The organism is Pseudomonas sp. IT-P176 (genome assembly GCF_949767245.1).
Taxonomy (GTDB): domain Bacteria; phylum Pseudomonadota; class Gammaproteobacteria; order Pseudomonadales; family Pseudomonadaceae; genus Aquipseudomonas.
On the sequence record NZ_CATKPN010000123.1, the window covers coordinates 1 to 22,539 of the forward strand.

A 22,539-nucleotide genomic window follows, 5' to 3' on the forward strand; every position below is an offset into this window, starting at 1 on the left:
AAGCCTGCACTCCACGGAAAATCGGCAGGTAACCCCACAACCGAGATAAAAAATGCGCAGTATATTGCTCAACTGATCTTAGTTACGCATGATGCAACACATACCTGACTTTTACCCTGGAAGACGCCCCGCAATGAATGAGCAATCCCGCAGCCTGACCTCGACCCTGTTCCCGGTTGGCCTGCTATTAATAGCCATGGCGTCGATTCAGTCCGGCGCCTCCCTGGCCAAGAGCATGTTCCCGGTGGTCGGCGCTCAAGGCACCACAACCCTGCGCCTGATTTTCGCCAGCGTGATCATGATCCTCCTGTTGCGCCCCTGGAAGGCCAAGCTTACCGCCCGCTCACTGCAGACCATAGCGGTCTACGGCGTGGCGTTGGGTGGCATGAACCTGCTCTTCTATATGTCGCTGCAAACCGTTCCACTGGGCATTGCCGTGGCACTGGAGTTCACCGGCCCCCTGGCCGTAGCAATCTACGCGTCACGCAAGGCCATCGACTTCCTGTGGATTGGCCTGGCCATCGTCGGCTTGCTACTGCTGGTCCCCACTGATGCGGCCAGCGCGAGCATTGACCTCATGGGGGCCGGTTATGCACTGGCAGCGGGCGTCTGCTGGGCGCTGTACATTCTCTTCGGGCAGAAAGCCGGCGCCGACAATGGCGTGCAGACAGCCGCCCTGGGCGTGATGATCGCCGCTATCTTCGTCACACCCTTCGGTGTTGCCCACGCCGGCACTGCCTTATTCACGCCATCGCTGATTCCCGTCGCACTGGGCGTCGCAGTATTGTCCACGGCCCTGCCCTACACCCTGGAAATGATCGCCCTGACCCGAATGCCAGCGCGCACCTTTGGCACCCTGATGAGCGTTGAGCCTGCCATTGCAGCCATGTCCGGCCTGCTGTTCCTCAATGAGTACCTGTCAGTGGCCCAGTGGATGGCCATCAGTTGCATCATCCTGGCTTCGGTGGGTGCTACTTTGACCATGGGCCGTGAAGCCAAACCTATGGTGGCGACTGATTGAGAAACATTCCTACAAAGGTCTGGCATTTCTCTTTCAATTAGGCCATGTTTAGTCGCTATCCGGCATTTGACATGGACAGTTCGGATAGAGAACTTACACCCCGTAAAGCAAAAGCGTAGGCTGTCAGGCTCGGTTGCCAGACCCGAGACCGCAATAGGGAAAGGAATGAAACGATTTTTGGTATTTATAGCAGTACTTGCCATCGCAGGATGCGCCGCAACCTCTAAAACCGAAGTCAAGCGCGGGAAGAAAGGCCTGCATATCAATTGCTCCGGCCTTTCCTCTTCGTGGGACCAATGCACGGCGACCGCCGTCAAGGCGTGTGGACCAAAGGGCTACAGAGTCGTCGCCAAGTCCGGGGACAGCGTTGAAGACTCGGGGGACTATCCCTTCGGCCTCAACCCTGCCGGCTATACCAGCCGCAGCATGATTATCATCTGCAAGTAACAGCATCGGCGCTCGCGGTTCAGCGAGCGCCTATCTGGCGTGTGATCTCTTCGTAGCTCGAGGACAACACGCTGCTCTGGATCTGCGGGCTCACCAGCATTCGCGCCACCACCAATGCCCCGACACATTGCGACAGAATCGCCCACGCCAGGCTGTCACTCTGCAGAATGGCTGCCCAGTTCTCGTGCAACCGGCAGATCCAGTGCTCGGCCTGCTGGCGCACCGCAGTGTCGGCACGGGCAATTTCGGCGCCCAATGCTGGCAGTGCGCACCCGGCGCCTGGCTGTTCGACATGGGCCATGCTCAAGTAGTGCTTGAGGCAACGCTCCAGCCTGACGCGACTTAATTCACCGTCGCCACTCAAGCGCTCAAGACTCTGGCGTAATTCACGCTCGACGATTGAGGCAAAGAGCTCGTCTTTCGACGAGAAGTGACTGTAGAACGCACCGCCACTGAGACCAATGGCTTTCATCAAGCCATCCACTCCCACGGTGGCAAACCCCTCCTGCTTGGCGGACACCGAGCTGCTTTCCAGCAGTTTCTGCCGGGTTTCCAGCTTGTGACTGGCTGAGTAACGCATCGCTGCTCCCAAAATTGCATCGTCTTGACGTCGCGCTGATCGTAGCATAACGTTCGTTTAGTTAACGACCGTTTACCAAAGAGCGATGACTATGACCACAGCTACCCATAACAACAAAGTCGTGCTGGTTGTCGGTGCCGGCGACGCCACTGGCGGAGCCATTGCCAAACGTTTTGCCGAAGAAGGATTTATCGCCTGCGTCACTCGGCGCAGCGCCGATAAGCTGCAGCCGCTGGTTGACGCGATCAATGCCAATGGCGGCCAAGCCCACGGCTTTGCCTGTGATGCGCGCAAGGAAGAGGAAGTCATTGCGCTGGTCGAGCAGATCGAGAGTCAGATCGGCCCCATTGAAGCGCTGGTCTTCAACATCGGCGCCAATGTCCCCTGCAGCATCCTCGAAGAAACCGCGCGCAAATATTTCAAGATCTGGGAGATGGCCTGTTTCTCGGGGTTTCTCAATGCCCGCGAAGTGGCCAAGCGCATGGTCACCCGCCAACGCGGCACGATTCTGTTTACCGGGGCCACTGCCGGCCTGCGCGGCGCCGCAGGTTTTGCTGCATTCGCCGGGGCCAAGCATGGTATCCGTGCCCTGGCACAAAGCATGGCCCGGGAGCTGGGGCCGCTGAACATCCACGTCGCGCACGTGGTGGTCGATGGCGCCATCGATACCGACTTTATTCGCGACAGCTTCCCGGAAAAATACGCACTCAAGGCCGAAGACGGAATTCTCAACCCTGAGCACATTGCCGAGAACTACTGGTTCCTGCACAACCAGCCGCGCGATGCGTGGACCTTCGAGCTGGACCTGCGACCCTGGAGCGAACGCTGGTAAGCACTGCCTCCCAACAATAGTCAGAGTGCATCGAACATGAGCAAGTGCGTGGAGTTTTTCTTTGACCTGGGCAGCCCGGCCACTTACCTGGCCTACACCCAACTGCCAGGCATCTGTGAACAGACCGGCAGCCAACTGATTTACCAACCGATGTTGCTCGGCGGGGTATTCAAGGCGACTGGCAACGCGTCACCCGCAACCATTGCAGCCAAGGGGCGCTACATGTTCCTGGACCTGGATCGCTACGCCAGACGCTACGGCGTCGAGTTTTCGCTCAATCCGCATTTCCCGATCAACACCCTGTTGCTGATGCGCGCTGTCACCGGCATGCAGGTGCACCATCCCGAACGTTTCCTCGACTTTATCGACTGCCTGTTTCGGGCGCTCTGGGTCGATGGGCGCAACCTCAACGACCCGGCGACCGTTGCCACAGTCCTCACCGAGCACGGCTTCGACCCGCAGGAGGTACTGGCGTTGACCGTCGACGATGAGGTCAAGGCCGCGCTCAAGGACAAGACCGAGCAAGCGATTGCGCGGGGAGTATTTGGCGCGCCGAGCCTGTTTGTCGGTGACCAGTTGTTCTTCGGTCAGGACCGCCTGGACTTTGTCCGCGAAGCATTGAGCTGACGCAGCGCGCCGCAGCCGCAAGGGCTGAGGCGCACTCTGTAGTCAAATGGCAGCAGTGCGCGTGAGCAACCACTCAAGCGCTGGCCCTTCGAGCAACGGGCTCAGGCGCCGGCGCACTTCGGCGTGATAGCCGTTGAACCACTCGCGCTCATCCTCGGTCAGCAAGGAGGTTTCCAGGCAGCGGGTGTCGATCGGACACAGGGTCAGGGTTTCGAACCTGAGGAATTGACCAAATTCGCTGCTGCCCGCCTCGCGGTTCAACACCAGGTTCTCGATACGTACCCCCCAGCGTCCCGGACGATAAGTGCCAGGCTCGATGGAGGTAATCATCCCCGGCTGCATCGCGGTCTGTGGCGCGGCCGCCGCCTGATAGGCAATCACCTGCGGGCCTTCGTGCACATTGAGGAAGTACCCGACGCCATGCCCGGTGCCATGACCGTAATCCACGCTTTCGGCCCAGATCGGCGCCCGCGCAATGGCGTCGAGCAGCGGCGAGAGAATGCCCCGCGGAAACTGCGCACGGGACAAGGCGATCACGCCCTTGAGGACTCGGGTGCAGTCGCGTTTCTGCTCGGCAGTCGGCGTGCCGACCGGGACCATCCGAGTAATGTCGGTGGTGCCGCCCAGATACTGGCCACCGGAATCGATCAGCAGCAGGCCGTCGCCTTCAATCACCGCATGCTCTTCTTCGGTCGCGTGATAGTGCGGCATGGCACCGTTGGCGTTGTAGGCGGCAATGGTGTTGAAGCTCAGCGAGACATAACCCGGGCGTCGGGTCCGAGCCGCGGTCAGGTGTTCGTCAATGGTCAGCTCGGTAATACGCTCGCGCCCCAGCGCGCTGTCGAGCCAGGTGAAGAACTCGCAGAGGGCAGCGCCGTCCTGCTCCATGGCCTGACGAATGTGCTCGGCATCGGCCAGGCTTTTCTGCGACTTGGCCAGGGTGGTCGGGTTCAAACCCTCCACCAGCTTCACGCCGCTGTGCAGGTTGCCCAGCAGGCCGGCTGTGACCCGCGCCGGGTCGATCTGCAGGCTGCTGCCACCCGGAATGGCCGCCAAGGCCGCAGCCACTTCGCTGTAATCGCGCAGCGTCACGCCGTCCTGCTCGAGGATCGCCCGCAGTGGCGCATCGACTTTGCTCAAGGCCACAAACAAGGTTGCCTGCTGCTGGCTGATCAGCGCAAAGGACACGAATACCGGGTTGAACGACACATCGGCGCCACGCAGGTTGAACAGCCAGGCAATGTCGTCGAGGGTGGCGATGAAGTGCCAATCGGCACCGCGGGCGAGCAGGGTTTCGCGCAAGGTAGCGAGCTTGTCGCCACGGCTGACGGTCGCCTGGGGTGGCAAGTGCTGATAAATCGGTTGGTCCGGCAAGCTCGGGCGATCGCTCCAGACTTCGCTCAACAGGTCGAGATCGGTGCGCAGGCGTGCCCCGCGCTCTTCCAGCTTGCTACCCAGGGTACGCGCCGAGGCAACGGCCATAACCGCGCCATCCACCGCTACCACGCAGCCTTCCGGCGTTTGCTCGGCCAGCCACTCCAGAGGCCCCGGCTGGCCCGGTTGCAGTTTCACCAACTCGATACCGCTGCCCTTGAGTTCCTTGCCCGCCTGTTCCCAGTAACGGCTGTCGGCCCAGATGCCGGCAAAGTCCTGGGTGACGATCAGTGTCCCGACCGATCCATGAAAGCCCGACAGCCACTGCCGCCCTTGCCAGTAACCCGGCAGGTACTCGGACAGATGGGGATCGGCCGACGGCACCAGCAACGCGTGAATACCCTCCCGGCTCATCAGCTCGCGGGTGCGCGCCAGGCGCTGGGGGACCGTTCCCTGGGTCAAAGGCTGCGTACTCATCATGTCTCCTGCTAACCACTTCAATATTGTTATAGGGCGCTGACTTATGGTCGGCGCATCAGGGTTGGGCGGTCGCCCAGAACGCCGGTGCACTGGCGGTTGCCGCCTTGATCAACTGGGCGGCCTGATCGATATCCTGCTCACGGGTGAAGCGCCCAAGGCTCAAGCGAATCGTGCGCCCCGCCGCCCGGGCATCGTGGCCCAGGGCCAGGAGCACATGGGAGGGAGCGTTGCTAGCGGAATTGCAGGCCGAGGTCGCGGAGAACGCTATCGAAGCGCTCAACGCCTGGGCATTGAACTCGCCTTCGTGGAAGGTCAGGCTCAGGGTGTGGGGAATACGCTGGCTCGGACTGCCATTGAGCCGCAGGCCCGCGATGCCTCCGAGTTGCTCCAGCAAGCGCTCGCGCAACCGCGAGATGATCCCGGCCTCCTCGGCAAAGTGTTCGGCCGCCAATGCAAAGGCAGCGCCCATGCCCGCGATCTGATGAGTCGCCAGGGTGCCGGAGCGTAAGCCGCCTTCGTGTCCGCCACCATGGATCTGCGCCTGCAGGCGCTGCTCGGCCCGCGGGCCGACGTAGAGCGCGCCGATGCCCTTGGGGCCGTAGATCTTGTGGGCGGAAAACGACATCAGGTCGACCGGCCACCGCGCAAGGTCAATCGTCACCTTGCCCGCGCCCTGGGCGGCATCGACGTGGAACAAGGCCCCGTGTTCGCGCACGCGCTGGCCGATGGCCGGGATGTCGTTGACGGTGCCCAACTCGTTGTTGACCAGCATCAGCGACACCAGGAAGGTGTCTTCGCGCAGCGCCGCGCTGACCGCTTGCGCGGTGATCAGGCCATCGGCGTTGGGCAGCAGATAAGTCACATCGACCCCGGCATCCTGCAATTGTCTGGCCGTATCGAGGATCGCCTTGTGTTCAATCTGGCTGGTGATGATGTGCCCGTCCGGCTGTTGGCGGGCCTGGGTCACCCCCTTGAGGGCCAGGTTGTTGGATTCAGTGGCACCGGAGGTCCAGACGATCTGGGATGCCTGCGCACCCACCAGGTCGGCGACTTGCTGACGCGCCAGTTCGACCGAACAGCGGGCCTGCTGGCCAAAGGCATGGGAGCTGGAGGCGGGGTTACCGAAGTTGCCGTTGAACCCCAGACAATCGACCATCACCTGGATGACCCGCTCATCCACCGGCGTGGTGGCGGCGTAATCAAAATATAAAGGACGTGTATTCATAAAAAAGGCTCGCAGAGCAGGTTCCGGGATCAGGTGCGGCGGATGCACTCACTGCGCGGTGCCCGCTTGCGATGGCGCATGACGGCAGGAGTTCCAGCAATACCTGATCGGATGCAGTTAAAGAAGGACAACTTCATTAAAAGTGCGTAGGAACGCTCCTGAAGTTGAGCTTAACAGGCATCTGCCACCGGGTTGAAGCACCAGTCAGCCAAAGCTCTGCTGCAACATGGGGTACAGCGAAGCCACCAGCAACAATGCCATGCCCCAGTTGAACAGGCGCAGCCAGCGCCGGTCCCGCAGGACATTGCGCAACAGCGAGCCACAGACCACCCAGACACCGACGCTGGGCAGGTTGATCAGGGCAAACACGGCCGCGATCACAATCACATTGGTGAAGTAGCCCTGCAGCGGTGTATAGGTACTGATGGCACCAATTGCCATGATCCAGGCCTTGGGATTGACCCACTGGAAGGCCGCCGCGCCCAGGTAGCTGATGGGCTGGCCGCGCCCCTCTTCGCTGTCCGAGACCGGCCCTGCGTGGGCAATCTTCCACGCCAGGTACAGCAAGTAGGCTGCGCCGACAAAACGCAGCACGTTATAAAGCAGCGGATAGGTTTGAAATACCGCTCCCAGGCCAAACCCCACGGCCAGCACCAGGACAAAAAAGCCGCAGGTAATCCCCAGCATGTGCGGGATGGTACGGTTAAAGCCGAAATTGACCCCGGAGGCCAGCAACATGGTGTTGTTCGGCCCGGGCGTGATCGAAGTCACCAGGGCAAACAGAGCAAAGCCGAGCAGTACATCCAGGGAGAGGGTCATGGTGCGATTCCATCAGGTCAGTCAGGACTCGACCCTATCGCAGCGTCCACACGGCGGGCACGCACAGTTAGCAAAAACTTCAAGCAGTACAGTCGCTCAACTCGCCCGGCCGTGCAGTTGTGGGGAGCGCTCGGCGTTCATCTCGGCCTGCGGGTCAAATCCGCCGGCTTTGCTTGGCTGGGGTAGCAACTGGGCCTTTTTCGCCTGGTATTCATCAAACGACAAGCCACGACGACTCAGCGCTTCCAATGCCAGTTCGCGGCTTTCCTCCGCCGAATAAGGCCGCAGTTCCGGGGCCGGGTGAGTGGCGCAACCGGCAAGCAGCGAGACGATCAACAACAATGTGGCGCTGGGTAAATGATTCATGGGGGCGATTCCTGAGAGCTGTCCTGAAGCAATGGACACAGGCTACGCCCCAGCCTTTCTCGAGAAAAATCATCGCGCTCGATAGTCCTTATCGAGTTTTTTGCGCGTTAGCGCGTCCTAGCCCACCAGGCTGCATTGCAAGGCATTGTCCGGGCTGCGCTCAATGCTGCGCAGAACCTGGAACGAGCCGAAGGTCACACCCTTGGCCTGATGGGTGCGGATCAACTGCCAGAAATCCTGCTCACCGCTTTCGAAACTGCGAAACGCCGCCTCACCTGCCTCACGGGTTTGCCACTGCAGGTAATTGAGCACTCGCCGTCCGTCATCGCTGGCCTGCACACTGGCGCTGAGAAAGCCGCTGTGGTGCTGGGCCAGTCGCTCGGTCTGGGCGGATAACGCCGATACCAGACCATGTTGTTGATGGGGCTCGATCTCGAATTCGATCAGTTGGGTAAAACTGCGATTGTTCTCTATCGATTGCATGAGGATTCCCCCTGGCACGTAAGTCGCATCTTGCGAATTGAAGGTTGGCAGGATAAAACCTCTAGTTAAGTCAAGGTCAAGTGGCAATTGAAATGATCAGCAAGGAACACCTGCACAAAGAGTTGAGTGTCGGGCAACTGGCGCAGCGCAGTGGCGTGGCGGTTACCGCCCTGCACTTCTATGAGTCCAAGGGGCTGATCCACAGCAACCGCAACCCGGGCAACCAGCGTCGTTACCCACGGGAAGTGCTGCGCCGGGTGGCGTTGATCAAAGTGGCCCAACGCCTGGGCATTCCCCTGGCGGAAATCGGCGCGGCCCTCAAGTCCCTGCCTGACCATCGCGCGCCGACGGCGGCAGACTGGAAACTGCTGTCGGAAAAATGGAGCAATGACCTTGATGAACGGATCCGTCAACTGAGCCTGCTGCGCGACAAACTCAATGGCTGTATCGGTTGCGGTTGCTTGTCGATGGAGGCCTGCCCGCTGCGCAACTACGGGGATGTGCTGGGTGAGCAAGGCGCCGGCGCGCAGTTGCTGGTACCGGGTCATTGATAGCCCCTGATTGATAGCCACTTGCTGGCCATGCAGCAACCCGTCGGCCGATCCGTGGCGACATCAGGGCTGGCCTATAGTTACTCGACCGCAAATCGGCGAGAAACAGTGCGCCATCCCCCACCCACCCTGGAGAACCGTCATGAGCGTTAAACCCATCCCGGAGGGTTATCACAGCATCACGCCTTACCTGGGAATCCACAAAGCTGCCGAAGCCATCGAGTTCTACAAAAAAGCCTTTGGCGCCACTGAGGTCATGCGCCTGTCGATGCCCGACGGCAGCATCGGCCATGCCGAACTGCGTATCGGTGACTGCCCGATCATGCTTGGCACGCCGTGCGACCAAGGCCCCTTGAGCAATCCCGACACCTCGCCCTCAGTCGGCCTGCATCTGTATGTCCAGGATGTGGATCAAAGCTACGCCCAGGCAATCAACGCCGGTGGCATCGTGGTGTCCGAGGTCAAGGACCAGTTCTACGGCGACCGTTCGGGCACCCTGAAAGACCCCTACGGCCATTTATGGTTTCTGGCCACCCGCAAGGAAGACCTGACTCAGGAGCAGATCGAACAGCGCGCCAAGGACATGTTCAATCAGCAATAATCCCCAGCCCCTATAGGAACTGGCTTGCCCGCGAACCACAATCTTCAGCCTGAGTGCTTGTTTTCCGGGCGCTGGCGATTGTTTTTGCTGGCAAGCCCGGGCCAACCATTGCGGCGCCTGCAGCCATGAATGCGTCTTGGAAACATTTGCTTTCATATTGTTTTTCGGGATTTTTGATTCTCATTCGTCTTAAATAGATGCAGCAGGTCGCGTAGGCAAAAGCTACGGCCGGCTTTTTCGGGAATCACGGTGCATCCACACCGCTCCTCTCATCGAATCAAGACCCTCATTCATGTCGAAGAAGTCCCGTTCCAAACTGTGGTTTCTGGTGCACAGCTGGCTGGCATTGCCCATCTGGTTCTTTGTACTGATCGTCTGCGTCACCGGCACCCTGGCGGTAGTCAGCCAGGAGATCGTCTGGCTGGCCAATCCGGACATCCGTGCCGGCCAACCATCCGACGACGCCGAACTGTTGAGCTATGACCAGGTCATTGCCGCAATCAAGCAGGCCGAACCACTCACTATCGTCGAATCCATCAGCCGCCCGGATGAATCGCACTTCGCCCTGTCAGCCCAGGTGAGCTACCCGGACGGACGCTCGGTCGAGGTCTATGTGAACCCCTACAGTGGCGTGATTCAAGGGATCAGCCCGGACTTCAACTTCCAGGCCTTTACCCGTGCACTGCATGGCTGGTGGCTGGTGCCCTTTACCAACGGTTTCAGCTGGGGCTGGTACCTGGTGTCGTTCCTCGGCATTCCACTGCTGGTGTCTTTGATCACTGGCCTTGTGGTGTACAAGAAGTTCTGGAAGGGCTTCTTCAAGCCCACCCTGCGGTTCAACCACGGAGCGCGGATCTTCTGGGGCGACTTCCATCGCCTGAGCGGCATCTGGTCGATCTGGTTCATCGCGGTGATTTCCATCACCGGCATCTGGTTCTTGATCCAAGCCCTGTTGTTCGACAACCAAATTTCCATCTCCAGCGAGCCGGTGGTCCCGGTGGTCGCCCGCGAAAGCGTGCCCCTGTCGGCTGATGGCTCCCCGCCGAAAATGCTCGACCTGGACAACGCTATCCTGATCGCCCAGGAGAAAATCCCCGGTTTGGAAGTGAGCTTCGTCAGCCTGCCGAGCAACGCCTACAGCCACCTCAACATCGGTGGCCGTGGCTGGTATCCGCTGATGTTCCAGACCGCCACGATCAACCCCTACAACGGCGACATCGATGCCTCGCGGCTGCTCTCGGACCGCACCGGCCTGGAGTTCGTCACCGAATCCATGCGCCCGTTGCACACCGGCGACTTCGGCGGCCTGTGGATAAAACTGATCTGGTTCTTCTTCGGCCTGGTCCTCAGCATGATGGTGCTCAGCGGCTTGCTGATCTGGACCAAACGCACCGCCCTGGCCACCGCCCACGCGCTGAAGCGCAGCAACAAGACGCCCCGCCCGGCCAAGGTCGAACAGCCAGTGGCAGCCATCAACGACAACTCGCCGGAGGGTAACCTGTGAGCAAGGCCATCACCGCAGTCCCTCCTTCGCGCCTGAGCGTGTTCTGGCGTAAATGGCGCTTTCACATCAACATCCTGCTGCTCCTGATTCCACTGGGGTTCATGCCCAAGTACTTCGCCGACGTCGCGCTGTTTCGCGGCGACAGCGGCCTGGGTGAGCGGGAAGTCGGTGAAATCCAGGTCGGCCCCTGGAGCCTGCGCCTGGCCGAACTGCGCAATCAGGAGCCGCAACTGTCAGGCCCGGCCGGCTACATGAAGAGCTTTAACGCGGCGCTGTGCCAATCCTGCATCGGCCAGGTCAAGGCGACTTACCTGCGCATTGGCAAACCCCGCAGCCTGCGCGCCGCCGGGGTGATTTTCTTCGGCGCCCCCTATCGCATGGGCGCGACCTTGCCGATCCCCGAGAAGAGCAAAACCGACGCCGAAATCTGGATCACCATGGAAGGCTGGGACGGCAGCATGCATCAGGCGGCCGTGCCGCTTGCCCAAGCATCCCCGGCCACTATCGCCTGGCTGAACAAACAAGGAGGCAAACCATGACCGTTGCCCGCAGCTTGACCCCTTTGCGCCTGCTTGGCAGTGCGCTGGCCCTGGCCCTCGGCGCGGGCTTCAGTGCCCAGGCGCTGGCCCACAACCCGATGTGCGAATGCAAGGCCATCGACGCCGAGCAGATCCAGTGCACCGGCGGCTTCTCCGATGGCAGTGGCGCTCCTGGCGTGACCCTGGATGTGATCGGCTATGACGAAACCATCCTGGTGCCGGGCAAACTCGGCGCCGACTCGACCCTGACCTTCAAGAAGCCCGGATCCGAGTTCTATGTCTTGTTCGACGCCGGCCCAGGCCACGTGGTCGAGATCGACCAAGCGGATATCGAGGCCCCATGAGTACGCCCACCACACAGCTCGTCCGCCCGGCCGGTGCCGGCCATGAAACCCTCTACGTACTGTTGCTGTGCCTGGCGATTCTCGCGGTTGCCGGCTCCGTGGTGCTCTGGCGTGGCGAGCCCGAGGTGGTCAGCAGCGTGCAGACCCATCAACTGGATGCGCGGCGCGATCTCGGCGCCTCGGAGCAAGGCATTTATGCCGACCTGCGGGTGACCCTCGATGAAATCCACCTGCTGCGTGAAGAGCAGCAAGCCCTGCCGACCCCGCAAGTCCTGGCCGACGAGGGTTTTGCGCCTTTCGCCCAAGACGCCAGCTCCGTCAGCCGTGGCGCTCACGCCTGGCAGTTGCTGGGCAGTGGCGCGTACTTCGGGCAGAGCCAGGCACCAAGTGTCGCCGGTTCCTTCCTGATGCGCCTGAATGCGCACGGCAACACCGAACCGGATATCTGGCTCAACCGCAGCGCCAGCCTCCAGGCCCCTGCCGATCTGGCCGACGCCGCGCTGATCAGCGCAGGCTGGCAGCAGGTCATCGCCCAATTCGACGCCGGTGTCACTCGCCAGCATCGTCACTGATTTGCGTATTTACCCCAGAGAAGACCGTTTGCTCATGCCTAGTTCATCTGCGCACCATCGTTTTCTGTACCGTGCACGCCTGCTACTGGCAGGCCTGCTGGCCCTGGTGGTCATGCCCCTGGCCAGCGCCGAAGAGGCCAAGCGCCTGCGCATCGGCATCACCTTGCATCCGTACTACAGCTACGTGGCCAATATCGTCGGCGACAAGGCCGAAGTAGTGCCGTTGATTCCGGCCGGCTTCAATCCCCATGCCTATGAGCCTCGTGCCGAAGACATCAAGCGCATCGCCGGCCTGGACGTAATCGTGCTCAACGGAGTCGGCCACGACGACTTCGCCGACCGCATGATCGCCGCCAGCGAAACCCCCAACGTCAAGGTGATCGAGGCCAACGAAAACGTGCCGCTGCTGGCGGCCACCGGGATTGCCGCGCGGGGCGCAGGCAAGGTGGTGAACCCGCACACTTTCCTGTCCATCAGCGCCTCCATCGCCCAGGTCAACAACATTGCCCGGGAGCTGGGCAAGCTTGACCCCGCCAACGCCAAGACCTACACCCAGAACGCCCGCGCCTACGGCAAACGCCTGCGGCAGATGCGGGCCGACGCCCTGGCCAAGCTGACCAAGGCGCCCAATGCCGACCTGCGGGTGGCCACGGTCCACGCGGCCTACGACTACCTGCTGCGCGAATTCGGCCTGGAAGTGACCGCCGTGGTCGAGCCGGCCCACGGGATTGAGCCGAGCCCGAGCCAACTGAAAAAAACCATCGACCAACTGCGCGAACTGGACGTCAAGGTGATCTTCTCGGAGATGGATTTCCCCTCCGCCTATGTCGACACCATCCAGCGTGAGTCGGGGGTAAAACTCTACCCGCTGTCGCACATTTCCTACGGTGAATACAGCGCCGAGAAATATGAAAAGGAAATGACCGGCAACCTCGACACCGTGGTCCGGGCGATCCAGGAGGCCGGGGCATGACCATCCAGCAAACCCTCACCACGCCACTGGCCGGACCCGCCATCGAGTTCGCCGACGTCAGCCTGACCCTTGGCCGCACGACCATCCTCGACCAGGTCAGCTTCCAGGTCCAACCCGGCAACGTGCACGCCCTGGTTGGCCCCAACGGCGGTGGCAAGAGTTCTCTGATCAAGACGCTGCTTGGGCAAATGCCCCACCAGGGCCGCTTGAGCCTGCAATGGCCGGGTGAGCCCGGGACCATCGGTTATGTGCCACAGGCCCTGGAGTTCGACCGCGGGTTGCCGATGACCGTCGACGATTTCATGGCCGCGATGTGCCAGCGGCGTCCGGCGTTTCTCGGCATCAGCCGGCACTACAGTGTGGCCATCGGCGAAGCCCTGGAACGGGTTGGCATGCAGGACAAGCGCAAGCGCCGCATGGGCGCGCTGTCCGGCGGTGAACGCCAGCGCGTTCTGCTGGCGCAGGGCTTGATCCCGGCGCCCCAGTTGCTGGTGCTCGATGAGCCGATGTCGGCCCTCGATGAAGCCGGTATCCAGGTGTTCGAACGTTTGCTGGGAGACTGGCGTCAATCCGGGATCAGCGTGCTGTGGATCGAGCACGACCTGGAAGCCGTCGGCCGCCTGGCCGACCGCGTCACCGGCCTCAATCGCCGGGTGCTATTCGATGCCACACCCAAACAGGCCCTGACCCCGGAGCGTTTGCTGAGCCTGTTTTCCACCCACCCACGGACGAGCGGGAGCGCTGCGTGATGAGTTACGAAGCCTTTCGTTTGATGATCCAGGGCTGGGCGTCTTCCGGCTATCTGCCCGAAGCGCTGGCCTACGGGTTTGTGGTCAACGCCCTGCTCGCGGGCCTGTTGATCGGCCCGGTACTGGGCGGCCTGGGCACCCTGGTGGTGGTCAAGCGCTTTGCGTTTTTCTCCGAAGCCGTCGGCCATGCGGCGCTGACCGGCGTGGCCATCGGCATCCTGCTCGGCGAACCCTACACTGGCCCCTATGGCAGCCTGTTCGGCTACTGCCTGTTGTTCGGCATACTGCTCAACTACCTGCGCAACCGCACCGGCCTGGCGCCGGACACCCTGATCGGGGTGTTTCTCTCAGTGTCGCTGGCCATGGGCGCGAGCCTGCTGCTGATTCTCGCCGGCAAGATCAACGTGCACATTCTGGAGAACGTGCTGTTCGGTTCGGTGCTGACGGTCAACGGTAACGACCTGCTGGTGCTGGCCATCGTCGGCACGCTGGTGATGGGCTTGAGCCTGCCGCTGTACAACCGCATCATGCTGGCCAGCTTCAACCCACAACTAGCAGCCGTTCGCGGGGTGGCGGTGAAGACTCTCGACTACCTGTTCGTGATCCTGGTGACGCTGATCACCGTGGCGGCAGTAAAAGTCATCGGCGCGATTCTGGTGGGCGCCCTGCTGGTTATTCCAGCCGCTGCGGCGCGCCTGTTGAGCCAATCGCTCAAGGGCTTTTTCTGGTGCTCGGTGCTCATCGCCACCATCAGCACCCTGTGCGGGATTCTCGCGCCGATTGTCTTCGACCTGCCGATTCCGTCCGGTGCGGCAATCATTCTGGTGGCCGGTATCGCCTTCGCCCTCGCCGCCATTGCGCGCGGTGTGGTGCCCAGCCTCAAAGGGAATATTGGATAAATGGCTTTCTCCATGCGTCAGCTGACTTTGGCCATCGCCCTGTGCGGCCTGGCCACCAGCAACACCTTCGCCACCGACCGCTTCGAACCGATGCGCCTGGTGGCCAATAACGGCGTCGGCAACACCGTGCTGCATGCGGCCACCTCGGCCCACAAAGTGCGGGTGCTGGCCTCGCTACCCATCACCTATGGACTGGCCAACAGCCTAGTCGAAGGCAGCGAGATCATCCTGGAACGGGCGGCTGCGGCCAACCTCCCCGGCTCGCGCCAGGCCGCCTACTTCACCGGTCGCGGCGCACCCGCGCTGCACAAATTGTCCATGGACGCCGATGCTGTGATCGGCCTGCGCTCGATCTGGGCGGATGACCCGCTGTACCCCAACGCCCGACGCAGCAATATCCGCATCATTGAAATCGACGCGGCGCGCCCGGTCGATGGCGCGCTGCCTGGCGTGGCGCTCCAGCCGGGCACCAGCGACGGGTTGAACAGCCAACCGTGGATGGCCACCAACAACATGGGGCGCATGGCTGACGTAATCGCCGCCGACCTGGTGCGCCTGGTGCCAGAAGCCAAACCGCAGATCGAGGCCAACCTGGCTGCGCTCAAGCAGCGCCTGCTCAAGCTCAGCGCCGACAGCGAAGCGAAACTGGCCGAGGCAGACAACCTCAGCGTGTTCAGCCTCAGCGATCACTTCGCTTACCTGATCAGTGGCCTCAATCTGGAGCCGGTAGGTGTCGATGCCCGCGCCGATAACGAGTGGACGGCCGACGCCCTGCAACAACTGAGTACCACGCTCAAGGACAACGACGTGGCACTGGTGCTGCATCATCGCCAGCCGTCGGCCGCCCTGCAGGCCGCCATAACTGCCGCTGGCAGCCAACTGCTGGTCCTGAGTACCGAGGGGGTGGACCCGGTGGCCGAACTGTCCGGCAACATCGAACAAGTACTCAACGCCCTGCTGCAGAAGTCCTGAAGCGCCCCGCCTGATTGCGCGGGCCCCGGTGCCCGCGCTTACAAAATCCCTCAAGAAACCCCGTCCCTGCCGGTGCTAGTCTGCCCCGCACATAATCAGGACCGACCAGGATGGGGTCTTCACCATGAGTGACTATATCTCGCTGAACAAGGCCAACTGGGACGAGCGCGCCCCGCTCCATGCGGCCTCCAGGGACTACGCGACCCAGGCCTTCGTCGAGGCCGCAGATCATCTGTCGCAGGTGGTGCGCTTCGACCTGCCATTGCTGGGCAACATCCGCGGGCTGCGCGGGGTGCACCTGCAGTGCCACATCGGCACCGATACCCTGTCGCTGGCCCGTCTGGGCGCGCAGATGAGCGGACTGGATTTTTCCCCCGCGGCCCTGGTCCAGGCGCGCTCCCTGGCCCTGCGCTGTAACACACGGATCGACTATGTCGAAGCGGATGTCTACAACGCCTGCTCCGTATTGCCCGCGGCCTCCTTCGATCTGGTCTACACCGGCATCGGCGCATTGTGCTGGCTGCCGAGCATCGACGCCTGGGCGCGCACGGTCAGTGGCTTGCTCAAGCCCGGTGGCCGGCTGTTCATTCGCGAAGGGCATCCAGTGCTCTGGTCACTGAATGAAAGCCGTGCGGACCTGTTGTCCATCGAACAACCCTACTTCGAGCGCGAGACTCCGCTGGTGTGGGATGACGACAGCACCTACGTCGATACCGACGTTTCACTCAAGGCCACACTGACCCATGAGTGGAACCACGGCCTGGGGGAGATCATCAGCGCACTGCTGAACCACGGACTGGCCATTAGCGGATTGGTCGAGCATCAGAGTATCCCCTGGGACGCCCTGCCAGGGCAGATGAGCCGCGATGAACAAGGTGAATACCACCTCAAGCAGGCACCTTGGCGCCTGCCGCTGAGTTACACCTTGCAGGCCATCAAGCACGGCGCCTGAAGCGCAAACACGAAAAAGCCCGTTGAACCGAAGAATCAACGGGCTCGGGGGGCATCAATTGCTTCGCGGGCACGCCTTGCTCCTACGGGCCTGGGGTCAGGCCTGGAGCGGCATGGTCAGCTCGACGCGCAAGCCATCAGGACGGCTGTCGAAGTGCAGGACACATTCGCAGCGCTGGACAATTGCCTGGACAATCGCCAACCCCAGGCCACAACCGGTGCTCCCGCCGTTGCGCCAGAAGCGCTGGGTCAGGTGCTGCAGGTCATCGTCGGCGATTCCCGGACCATGGTCGCGGACCTGGAAGCGCACTCGATTAGCAGTGGTTTCCAGGCTCAGCTCCACCGGTCCGTCATCGGGTGTATGCCGCAGCGCGTTGTCCAGCAGGTTACGCAAGGCGGCAATCGCCAATACCGCGGGCATCTGCAGCGGTGCCTGGGAACAACCCGGCGGCACATGCAACTGGATCCGCCGGCGATCACCGCTGGACGCGTCCTGGATGGCCAGGCGGGCGACCTGCTCGGCATTGCACTGCACGCCGTCGTCGAACGACAGGCTGCCCTCGACCCGTGCCAACAGCAACAACTGCTCGAGGGTCCGATGCAGACGATCGGCACCCTCCTCCGCACGAGCCAGGGATTGGTCGCGGGCCGCGCCCTCGGTCATGCGCGCCACTTGCAGATGGGTCTTGATCGCCGTCAGTGGACTGCGCAGCTCATGGGCGGCATCGCCGGTCAGGCGCCGTTCGCGTTCGATGGCCTTGCCGATACGCTGGAACAGTTGGTTCTGGGTTTCCAGCAACGGCTTCAATTCACTGGGAAATGCCTGCAATTGCAAGGGTTCCAGCGAGTCGGCATTGCGCCGCATCAAGGCTTCGCGCAGACGGTTGAGCGGTGCCAGGCCCTGGCCGATCCCCAGCCACAACAGGCACAGGCAGCCGAGCAGCGCCACCGCCACCGGCACCGAGGCCGCCAGCAGAATCGACATGTTCAGGGCCTCGCGCTCGATCTGCCGATCCGCCGTGGTGATCCGCACATCGCCCCGAGCCAGGGTGAAGCTGCGCCACGGAGCGCCGTCGATCATCTGGTCGTGGAAGCCCATCTTCTCGGCTTCCAGCGCCTGTTCGGGATGATTGTGGCTGCGGGCCAGAATTTCGCCGCGCAACGAGCTGACCTGGCAGGCCATACCCCCAGGCACGTTCAGTTGTTCGGCGCTGAAATGGGTGCCCTCGCCCTTGCTCGGCAGGCTCGGCAACTGCTCCAGCAACCCGGCTACCATGCGCGCCGACGCCACCAGACGCTGGTCGAGGGAAAACATCATCTGGTTGCGCAGGTCACTGAGCATCCAGGCCGCGGCCAGGGCCCAGATCAGTGCAAATGCGGCGCCGAGGGTCAGGCTCAGGCGCAGGCGCAGACTCATCACTTGCTTGGCCCTGCCCCATCCGCCGGCCCCAGGCGATAGCCCAGGCCGCGCACGGTTTCAACGATGCCTTTGCCGAGTTTGCTGCGCAAATGGTGGATATGTACGTTCAGCGCGTTGCTCTCCAACTCGTCGTTGAAACCGTACACGCTGTCCTTCAGTTGCTCGGTCGACAGCACCCGGCCGCGGTTATGTAGCAGCGCTTGCAACAGCGCTTGCTCGCGACGCGAGAGGTCCACCGGCTGGCCGGCCAACAGGGTTTCCCGGCTGCTGGGGTCATAGCTCAGGGCGCCATGCTCGATCAGGTTGACGCTGCGCCCCGCAACCCGGCGCAGCAGGGTGTGCAAGCGCGCGGCCAGTTCGCGCAGGTCGAAGGGTTTGAGCAGGTAGTCATCGGCACCGGCTTGCAGGCCGTCGACGCGGTCGGTGACCGAGTCCCGGGCAGTCAGGATCAGCACCGGAATCTCCAGGCCCTGGTGGCGCAACTGCTGCAGCAGTTTCAGGCCGTCTTCGTCCGGCAACCCAAGGTCGAGCACCATCACATCGAACTCGGCAACCTTGAGCATGGCCCGGGCCGCAGATGCCGTGGCCACATGCTCGACGGTCAGGCCCTGAGCGGTCAGGCCGGCTACAATGCCGCTGGCAATCAGCTCATCATCTTCACAGACAAGTACATGCATGGTGAGACCTGTAGAAAAATGTTGATTAAGAAGGCGACGGATTAAGCGGACATTATGCACCGCCCGCCGTTGCCACAAGGATAACGCGGTTAATCATCGGTTAATCGTCACCCCTCATGGTGCATCCAAATTGCACCGGTATAAGGCTTGCTCATGCGTCGTCTGTTTTTACTGTTCCTGGTTTTTTTTGCCAGCCTGGCCCAGGCCGCGTCGAACCCGTTCGAGACCAAACCCGATTTCCTGCCCGTCGGCAAAGCCTTCGTTTTTACCTCCGAGCGTCTTGAGTCGGGCGAAACCCAACTGTTCTGGCAGATAGCCGACGGTTACTACCTGTACCAGAAGCGCATGAGCTTCAACGGCCTGGCCGAGGCCCACAAGCCGGCATTGCCTGAGGGCGAGGCCCACAGCGACGAGTTCTTTGGCGACCAGCAGGTCTACCGCCAAGGACTGGAACTGAAGATCCCGGCCGGCGCCACCGGTCAGATCAAGGTCGGCTTCCAGGGCTGTGCCGATGCCGGCCTGTGTTACCCACCACAGACCCAGGTGGTCGACCTCGGTGGCGGCGCGGCGCAAGCCAACGCCAGTGAGGCGCCGGACCAGGCCCTGGCCAGCGGCCTGCAACAACACGCCCTGGGTTGGAGCCTGCTGGTGTTCTTCGGCCTGGGCCTGCTCCTGGCCTTCGCCCCTTGCTCGTTGCCAATGCTGCCGATTCTCGCCGGCCTGGTGGTTGGCAGCGGAGCCAGCGCCAAGCGCGGCTTTGCCCTGGCCGGCAGCTACGTGGTGAGCATGGCGCTGGTGTATGCCGCGCTGGGGGTCCTGGCCGCCCTGCTGGGGGCCAATTTACAGGCCCTGTTGCAGAACGCCTGGCTGCTCGGCAGTTTTGCCGTGATCTTCGTGCTGCTGTCGTTGCCAATGTTCGGCTTCTTCGAACTGCAACTGCCGGCCGCCCTGCGTGATCGCCTGGAGAATGCCAGTCGCAAGCAAGGTGGCGGCAGCCTGGTCGGCGCGGGCATCCTCGGTGCGCTGTCCGGCTTGCTCGTGGGGCCGTGCATGACCGCACCGCTGGCCGGCGCCCTGCTGTACATCGCCCAGAGCGGCAATGCCCTGCACGGCGGGCTGATCCTGTTCAGCATGGGCCTGGGCATCGGTTTGCCGCTGCTGCTGCTGGTGACCGTTGGCAATCGATTCCTGCCCAAGCCCGGCGCCTGGATGAACCTGCTCAAGGGGGTTTTCGGCTTCCTGTTCCTGGGTACCGCGCTGGTGATGGTGCGCCCAGTGCTGGACCCGGTGCTGTGGGTCGGGTTGTGGGGTGGACTGTTGCTGGTCATCGCCTACAGCGCCTGGCGCCAGACCGAAGGTTTTGGTCGCGCCACCCACCTGTTCGGGGGCCTGGCCCTGTTGTCCGGGTTGTGGGGTAGCCTGCTGCTGATCGGGGCCGCCGGTGGCAGCGACGACCTGTTCAATCCGTTGCAGGTGTATCGCGCGCCGAGCTCCAGCGCGATCGCTGCGCCGACCGCCCACGATGCCTTCATCACCGTCAAGGAGCCCGCCGAGTTGCAACGCCAGCTCGACGATGCCCGCGCCCAGGGCCAATGGGTGCTGCTGGACTACTATGCCGACTGGTGCGTGTCCTGCAAGATCATGGAGAAACAGGTATTCGGCAAACCCCAGGTCATGGAGGCCCTCAAGGAAGTGCGTCTGCTGCGCCTGGACGTGACCGCCGACAACCCTGCCAGCCGCGAACTGCTCGCTCGCTACAAGGTTCCGGGGCCACCCAGCCTGTTGTGGATCGGTGCCGACGGTGTCGAGCGTCGCAGCCAGCGCATTACCGGCGAGGTCGATGCCGCCGGTTTCCTGCAGCGCTGGGACATTACCCGGGACGCGCGCTGATGCTGACCTTCACCCTCGGTACCTTCGCCATCGCCCTCAATCACCTGCTGCTGATCAGTGCCCTGGCACTGGCGACCTTTGTCGGCTGGCGGGTGGCCAAGCGTGGCGGAGATAACCCCGAGTCGGTGCTGTTCGGCCTGTTCATGCTCGGCATGCTGGCGGCGCGCCTGGCTTTTGTCGCGTGGTACTGGCCCCACTACCGCAACGATCCCTGGCAGATCATCGACCTGCGCGACGGCGGCTTCCTCGCCTGGCCGGGGGTGATCGTGCTGTTGCTGGCCGCCTTGTATCGCGGCTGGCGGCGACCCGGGCTCCGACGCCCGATGGGTTTCGGCGTCGCCAGCGGCCTGGCGTTCTGGCTGCTGGCAAGCCTGTCGCTGAGCATCTACGAACAAGGCACGCGCCTGCCGGATATCACCCTGCGCAACGCCGCCGGGGAAACCCTGCAACTGACCGACTACCAGGGCGGCCCACTGGTAATCAATCTGTGGGCCACCTGGTGCCCACCCTGCCGCCGGGAAATGCCGGTGCTGGAAAACGCCCAGCAACAACGCCCCGACCTGACGTTCCTGTTCGTCAACCAGGGCGAAAGCATGCAAAGCGTCGCTACCTTTCTCGAGACCCAAGGCCTGAGCCTGAGCAACATGCTGTTCGACCGCGGCGGCCGCCTGGGCCAGGCCGTGGGTTCGATGGCCCTGCCGACCACGCTGTTCTATAGCCCGGACGGACGCCTGCTGAGCAGCCACCTGGGCGAACTGTCCAATGCGAGCCTGGCCCACGCCCTGGAAGCCTTCGAGCCCTCCACCCCTGCCACAGCACCCGCCACCTCTGTAAGGAAACTGCCATGCCCCGCCTCCGCCACCTGCTGACGCTGACCCTGGGCGCTGCCCTGTTGCACCTGCCGTCGGTGCAGGCCGAAGAACTGCCCGCCGCGATCAAACAGATGGAAGCCAAGGGTGCAAAAATCATTGGCAGCTTCGATGCGCCCGACGGCCTGCGCGGGTATGCCGCGCAATACCAGAACCGCGGCATGGCCTTGTACCTGACACCCGATGGCAAACACGTATTGCTGGGCAATTTGTATGACGCCGAAGGCAAGGACCTGAGCGCCGAGCCGCTGCAAAAACTGGTGTATGCACCGATGGCCAAGGAGGTATGGGCCAAGTTCGAGACCAGCCACTGGATTCAGGACGGCAACCAGGATGCACCGCGCGTGGTGTACCTGTTCAGCGATCCCAACTGCCCTTACTGCACGCTGTTCTGGGAGCAGGCACGGCCTTGGGTGAAGTCCGGCAAGGTGCAGTTGCGACACATCATGGTCGGCATCATCCGTGAAGACAGCCCGGGCAAATCCGCCGCCCTGCTGGCCAGCAAAGACCCAAGCAAGGCCTTGGACGCCCACGAGAAGGCCGGCAAACAAAGCACCCTCAAGGCGCTGAAAACCATCCCGGCAGACGTGCAGGCCAAGCTCGACGCCAACTTGCAGTTGATGGACGAACTCGAACTGTCCGCCACCCCGGCGATTTTCTACCTGGACGCCAAGGGCGAACTGCAACAGCAACAAGGCGCGCCGTCGCCGGCAAAACTGGCCGCGATACTCGGGCCGAAATAACCCACCGCTCTCAACGACATTGCAAGACTCG

26 protein-coding genes are annotated in these 22,539 nt (G+C 62.3%); 18 read left to right on the plus strand and 8 right to left on the minus strand.

Translation table 11 applies throughout. From position 1 onward, the window contains the following. Positions 1–133: 133 nt before the first annotated feature. Both rhtA and ACM6IP_RS26085 read left to right on the plus strand, forming a co-directional pair. Complete coding sequence (gene rhtA / locus ACM6IP_RS26080) at positions 134–1,021, plus strand: threonine/homoserine exporter RhtA (protein WP_414862615.1); 888 nt, start codon at positions 134–136, stop codon at positions 1,019–1,021. A 165-nt stretch (positions 1,022–1,186) separates the two neighbouring features. Then, positions 1,187–1,468, plus strand: a complete 282-nt coding sequence (locus ACM6IP_RS26085) for a hypothetical protein (RefSeq protein ID WP_095168251.1) — start codon at positions 1,187–1,189, stop codon at positions 1,466–1,468. A gap of 19 nt (positions 1,469–1,487) precedes the next feature. On the opposite strand, the gene ACM6IP_RS26090 is transcribed toward ACM6IP_RS26085, so the two are convergent. Next, positions 1,488–2,048, minus strand: a complete 561-nt coding sequence (locus ACM6IP_RS26090; RefSeq protein ID WP_414862616.1) for a TetR/AcrR family transcriptional regulator — start codon at positions 2,046–2,048, stop codon at positions 1,488–1,490. Positions 2,049–2,139: 91 nt separating this feature from the next. Between ACM6IP_RS26090 and ACM6IP_RS26095 the strand changes: the two genes are divergently transcribed. Both ACM6IP_RS26095 and ACM6IP_RS26100 read left to right on the plus strand, forming a co-directional pair. Then, a complete protein-coding gene (locus tag ACM6IP_RS26095; protein WP_414862617.1) occupies positions 2,140–2,880 on the plus strand; it encodes an SDR family oxidoreductase in 741 nt (246 codons plus the stop codon). Positions 2,881–2,916: 36 nt separating this feature from the next. Next, the gene (locus ACM6IP_RS26100; protein ID WP_414862618.1) at positions 2,917–3,507 is read left to right on the plus strand and encodes a 2-hydroxychromene-2-carboxylate isomerase; all 591 of its coding nucleotides are present in this window, start codon (positions 2,917–2,919) and stop codon (positions 3,505–3,507) included. A gap of 42 nt (positions 3,508–3,549) precedes the next feature. On the opposite strand, the gene ACM6IP_RS26105 is transcribed toward ACM6IP_RS26100, so the two are convergent. The 5 genes from ACM6IP_RS26105 to ACM6IP_RS26125 all read right to left on the minus strand — a co-directional run bounded on the left by ACM6IP_RS26105 (position 3,550) and on the right by ACM6IP_RS26125 (position 8,254). Beyond that, positions 3,550–5,358: an aminopeptidase P family protein gene (locus ACM6IP_RS26105; RefSeq protein WP_095168244.1), complete on the minus strand. Its 1,809-nt coding sequence runs from the start codon at positions 5,356–5,358 to the stop codon at positions 3,550–3,552. A gap of 58 nt (positions 5,359–5,416) precedes the next feature. Next, positions 5,417–6,586, minus strand: a complete 1,170-nt coding sequence (locus ACM6IP_RS26110) for a cysteine desulfurase family protein (RefSeq protein ID WP_414862619.1) — start codon at positions 6,584–6,586, stop codon at positions 5,417–5,419. A gap of 204 nt (positions 6,587–6,790) precedes the next feature. Then, positions 6,791–7,405 carry a LysE family translocator gene (locus ACM6IP_RS26115; RefSeq protein ID WP_095168240.1) on the minus strand — a complete coding sequence of 205 codons (615 nt, stop codon included), beginning with the start codon at positions 7,403–7,405 and terminating at the stop codon, positions 6,791–6,793. Positions 7,406–7,501: 96 nt separating this feature from the next. Then, positions 7,502–7,771, minus strand: a complete 270-nt coding sequence (locus ACM6IP_RS26120; RefSeq protein WP_414862620.1) for a hypothetical protein — start codon at positions 7,769–7,771, stop codon at positions 7,502–7,504. A 117-nt stretch (positions 7,772–7,888) separates the two neighbouring features. Beyond that, entirely contained in the window at positions 7,889–8,254 is a 366-nt protein-coding gene (locus tag ACM6IP_RS26125) for an antibiotic biosynthesis monooxygenase (RefSeq protein WP_095168236.1), read from the minus strand. A gap of 92 nt (positions 8,255–8,346) precedes the next feature. Here ACM6IP_RS26125 and soxR point away from each other — a divergent pair, with 92 nt between their 5' ends. The 11 genes from soxR to ACM6IP_RS26180 all read left to right on the plus strand — a co-directional run bounded on the left by soxR (position 8,347) and on the right by ACM6IP_RS26180 (position 16,910). Next, positions 8,347–8,805 carry a redox-sensitive transcriptional activator SoxR gene (soxR, locus tag ACM6IP_RS26130; protein WP_095168235.1) on the plus strand — a complete coding sequence of 153 codons (459 nt, stop codon included), beginning with the start codon at positions 8,347–8,349 and terminating at the stop codon, positions 8,803–8,805. A gap of 142 nt (positions 8,806–8,947) precedes the next feature. Beyond that, on the plus strand, positions 8,948–9,406 hold the full coding sequence (locus tag ACM6IP_RS26135; protein WP_095168233.1) for a VOC family protein: 459 nt from the start codon (positions 8,948–8,950) through the stop codon (positions 9,404–9,406). Positions 9,407–9,698: 292 nt separating this feature from the next. Beyond that, entirely contained in the window at positions 9,699–10,910 is a 1,212-nt protein-coding gene (locus ACM6IP_RS26140) for a PepSY-associated TM helix domain-containing protein (RefSeq protein WP_414862621.1), read from the plus strand. Further along, positions 10,907–11,449 (plus strand): thiamine pyrophosphate-binding protein, encoded by a 543-nt coding sequence (locus ACM6IP_RS26145; RefSeq protein ID WP_095168230.1) that lies wholly within the window; start codon positions 10,907–10,909, stop codon positions 11,447–11,449. Before ACM6IP_RS26140 ends, ACM6IP_RS26145 begins: the two co-directional genes overlap by 4 nt. Next, positions 11,446–11,793, plus strand: coding sequence for a hypothetical protein (locus ACM6IP_RS26150; protein ID WP_256585454.1), 348 nt, complete (start codon positions 11,446–11,448; stop codon positions 11,791–11,793). Before ACM6IP_RS26145 ends, ACM6IP_RS26150 begins: the two co-directional genes overlap by 4 nt. After that, a complete protein-coding gene (locus tag ACM6IP_RS26155; RefSeq protein WP_414862622.1) occupies positions 11,790–12,365 on the plus strand; it encodes a DUF6162 family protein in 576 nt (191 codons plus the stop codon). Before ACM6IP_RS26150 ends, ACM6IP_RS26155 begins: the two co-directional genes overlap by 4 nt. A 34-nt stretch (positions 12,366–12,399) precedes the next feature. Continuing rightward, positions 12,400–13,338: a metal ABC transporter substrate-binding protein gene (locus tag ACM6IP_RS26160; RefSeq protein ID WP_095168226.1), complete on the plus strand. Its 939-nt coding sequence runs from the start codon at positions 12,400–12,402 to the stop codon at positions 13,336–13,338. Continuing rightward, the gene (locus ACM6IP_RS26165; RefSeq protein WP_095168224.1) at positions 13,335–14,087 is read left to right on the plus strand and encodes a metal ABC transporter ATP-binding protein; all 753 of its coding nucleotides are present in this window, start codon (positions 13,335–13,337) and stop codon (positions 14,085–14,087) included. Before ACM6IP_RS26160 ends, ACM6IP_RS26165 begins: the two co-directional genes overlap by 4 nt. Next, positions 14,087–14,986 (plus strand): metal ABC transporter permease, encoded by a 900-nt coding sequence (locus ACM6IP_RS26170; RefSeq protein ID WP_095168223.1) that lies wholly within the window; start codon positions 14,087–14,089, stop codon positions 14,984–14,986. Before ACM6IP_RS26165 ends, ACM6IP_RS26170 begins: the two co-directional genes overlap by 1 nt. Then, entirely contained in the window at positions 14,987–15,958 is a 972-nt protein-coding gene (locus ACM6IP_RS26175) for a metal ABC transporter solute-binding protein, Zn/Mn family (protein WP_320332757.1), read from the plus strand. Between the two features lie 124 nt (positions 15,959–16,082). Next, the gene (locus ACM6IP_RS26180; RefSeq protein WP_414862623.1) at positions 16,083–16,910 is read left to right on the plus strand and encodes a class I SAM-dependent methyltransferase; all 828 of its coding nucleotides are present in this window, start codon (positions 16,083–16,085) and stop codon (positions 16,908–16,910) included. A 96-nt stretch (positions 16,911–17,006) separates the two neighbouring features. On the opposite strand, the gene ACM6IP_RS26185 is transcribed toward ACM6IP_RS26180, so the two are convergent. Then, positions 17,007–18,326, minus strand: a complete 1,320-nt coding sequence (locus tag ACM6IP_RS26185; protein WP_095168217.1) for an ATP-binding protein — start codon at positions 18,324–18,326, stop codon at positions 17,007–17,009. Continuing rightward, positions 18,326–19,006, minus strand: coding sequence for a response regulator (locus ACM6IP_RS26190; protein WP_095168216.1), 681 nt, complete (start codon positions 19,004–19,006; stop codon positions 18,326–18,328). The genes ACM6IP_RS26185 and ACM6IP_RS26190 overlap by 1 nt, the downstream gene beginning before the upstream one ends. A 153-nt stretch (positions 19,007–19,159) precedes the next feature. On the opposite strand from ACM6IP_RS26190, the gene dsbD reads away from it, so the two are divergent. Genes dsbD through dsbG form a run of 3 tightly spaced genes read left to right on the plus strand, consistent with a single transcriptional unit; the run spans position 19,160 to position 22,508 of the window. After that, positions 19,160–20,896, plus strand: coding sequence for a protein-disulfide reductase DsbD (gene dsbD, locus ACM6IP_RS26195; protein WP_414862624.1), 1,737 nt, complete (start codon positions 19,160–19,162; stop codon positions 20,894–20,896). Next, positions 20,896–21,765 carry a TlpA family protein disulfide reductase gene (locus ACM6IP_RS26200; RefSeq protein ID WP_095168212.1) on the plus strand — a complete coding sequence of 290 codons (870 nt, stop codon included), beginning with the start codon at positions 20,896–20,898 and terminating at the stop codon, positions 21,763–21,765. Before dsbD ends, ACM6IP_RS26200 begins: the two co-directional genes overlap by 1 nt. Further along, entirely contained in the window at positions 21,741–22,508 is a 768-nt protein-coding gene (gene dsbG, locus ACM6IP_RS26205; RefSeq protein WP_159997231.1) for a thiol:disulfide interchange protein DsbG, read from the plus strand. Before ACM6IP_RS26200 ends, dsbG begins: the two co-directional genes overlap by 25 nt. Positions 22,509–22,539 lie beyond the last annotated feature (31 nt).

What these genes read in the sequence shown, in the direction of transcription:
- rhtA (WP_414862615.1), top strand. Translation starts at nt 134, where the DNA reads ATGAATGAGCAATCCCGCAGCCTGACCTCGACCCTGTTCCCGGTTGGC.
- ACM6IP_RS26190 (WP_095168216.1), bottom strand. Translation starts at nt 19,006, where the DNA reads ATGCATGTACTTGTCTGTGAAGATGATGAGCTGATTGCCAGCGGCATT.
- ACM6IP_RS26170 (WP_095168223.1), top strand. Translation starts at nt 14,087, where the DNA reads ATGAGTTACGAAGCCTTTCGTTTGATGATCCAGGGCTGGGCGTCTTCC.
- ACM6IP_RS26105 (WP_095168244.1), bottom strand. Translation starts at nt 5,358, where the DNA reads ATGAGTACGCAGCCTTTGACCCAGGGAACGGTCCCCCAGCGCCTGGCG.
- ACM6IP_RS26085 (WP_095168251.1), top strand. Translation starts at nt 1,187, where the DNA reads ATGAAACGATTTTTGGTATTTATAGCAGTACTTGCCATCGCAGGATGC.
- ACM6IP_RS26095 (WP_414862617.1), top strand. Translation starts at nt 2,140, where the DNA reads ATGACCACAGCTACCCATAACAACAAAGTCGTGCTGGTTGTCGGTGCC.
- ACM6IP_RS26140 (WP_414862621.1), top strand. Translation starts at nt 9,699, where the DNA reads ATGTCGAAGAAGTCCCGTTCCAAACTGTGGTTTCTGGTGCACAGCTGG.
- ACM6IP_RS26150 (WP_256585454.1), top strand. Translation starts at nt 11,446, where the DNA reads ATGACCGTTGCCCGCAGCTTGACCCCTTTGCGCCTGCTTGGCAGTGCG.
- ACM6IP_RS26115 (WP_095168240.1), bottom strand. Translation starts at nt 7,405, where the DNA reads ATGACCCTCTCCCTGGATGTACTGCTCGGCTTTGCTCTGTTTGCCCTG.
- ACM6IP_RS26135 (WP_095168233.1), top strand. Translation starts at nt 8,948, where the DNA reads ATGAGCGTTAAACCCATCCCGGAGGGTTATCACAGCATCACGCCTTAC.
- soxR (WP_095168235.1), top strand. Translation starts at nt 8,347, where the DNA reads ATGATCAGCAAGGAACACCTGCACAAAGAGTTGAGTGTCGGGCAACTG.
- ACM6IP_RS26100 (WP_414862618.1), top strand. Translation starts at nt 2,917, where the DNA reads ATGAGCAAGTGCGTGGAGTTTTTCTTTGACCTGGGCAGCCCGGCCACT.
- ACM6IP_RS26125 (WP_095168236.1), bottom strand. Translation starts at nt 8,254, where the DNA reads ATGCAATCGATAGAGAACAATCGCAGTTTTACCCAACTGATCGAATTC.
- ACM6IP_RS26160 (WP_095168226.1), top strand. Translation starts at nt 12,400, where the DNA reads ATGCCTAGTTCATCTGCGCACCATCGTTTTCTGTACCGTGCACGCCTG.
- dsbD (WP_414862624.1), top strand. Translation starts at nt 19,160, where the DNA reads ATGCGTCGTCTGTTTTTACTGTTCCTGGTTTTTTTTGCCAGCCTGGCC.
- ACM6IP_RS26110 (WP_414862619.1), bottom strand. Translation starts at nt 6,586, where the DNA reads ATGAATACACGTCCTTTATATTTTGATTACGCCGCCACCACGCCGGTG.
- ACM6IP_RS26120 (WP_414862620.1), bottom strand. Translation starts at nt 7,771, where the DNA reads ATGAATCATTTACCCAGCGCCACATTGTTGTTGATCGTCTCGCTGCTT.
- ACM6IP_RS26090 (WP_414862616.1), bottom strand. Translation starts at nt 2,048, where the DNA reads ATGCGTTACTCAGCCAGTCACAAGCTGGAAACCCGGCAGAAACTGCTG.
- ACM6IP_RS26185 (WP_095168217.1), bottom strand. Translation starts at nt 18,326, where the DNA reads ATGAGTCTGCGCCTGCGCCTGAGCCTGACCCTCGGCGCCGCATTTGCA.
- ACM6IP_RS26200 (WP_095168212.1), top strand. Translation starts at nt 20,896, where the DNA reads ATGCTGACCTTCACCCTCGGTACCTTCGCCATCGCCCTCAATCACCTG.
- ACM6IP_RS26165 (WP_095168224.1), top strand. Translation starts at nt 13,335, where the DNA reads ATGACCATCCAGCAAACCCTCACCACGCCACTGGCCGGACCCGCCATC.
- ACM6IP_RS26180 (WP_414862623.1), top strand. Translation starts at nt 16,083, where the DNA reads ATGAGTGACTATATCTCGCTGAACAAGGCCAACTGGGACGAGCGCGCC.
- ACM6IP_RS26175 (WP_320332757.1), top strand. Translation starts at nt 14,987, where the DNA reads ATGGCTTTCTCCATGCGTCAGCTGACTTTGGCCATCGCCCTGTGCGGC.
- dsbG (WP_159997231.1), top strand. Translation starts at nt 21,741, where the DNA reads ATGCCCCGCCTCCGCCACCTGCTGACGCTGACCCTGGGCGCTGCCCTG.
- ACM6IP_RS26155 (WP_414862622.1), top strand. Translation starts at nt 11,790, where the DNA reads ATGAGTACGCCCACCACACAGCTCGTCCGCCCGGCCGGTGCCGGCCAT.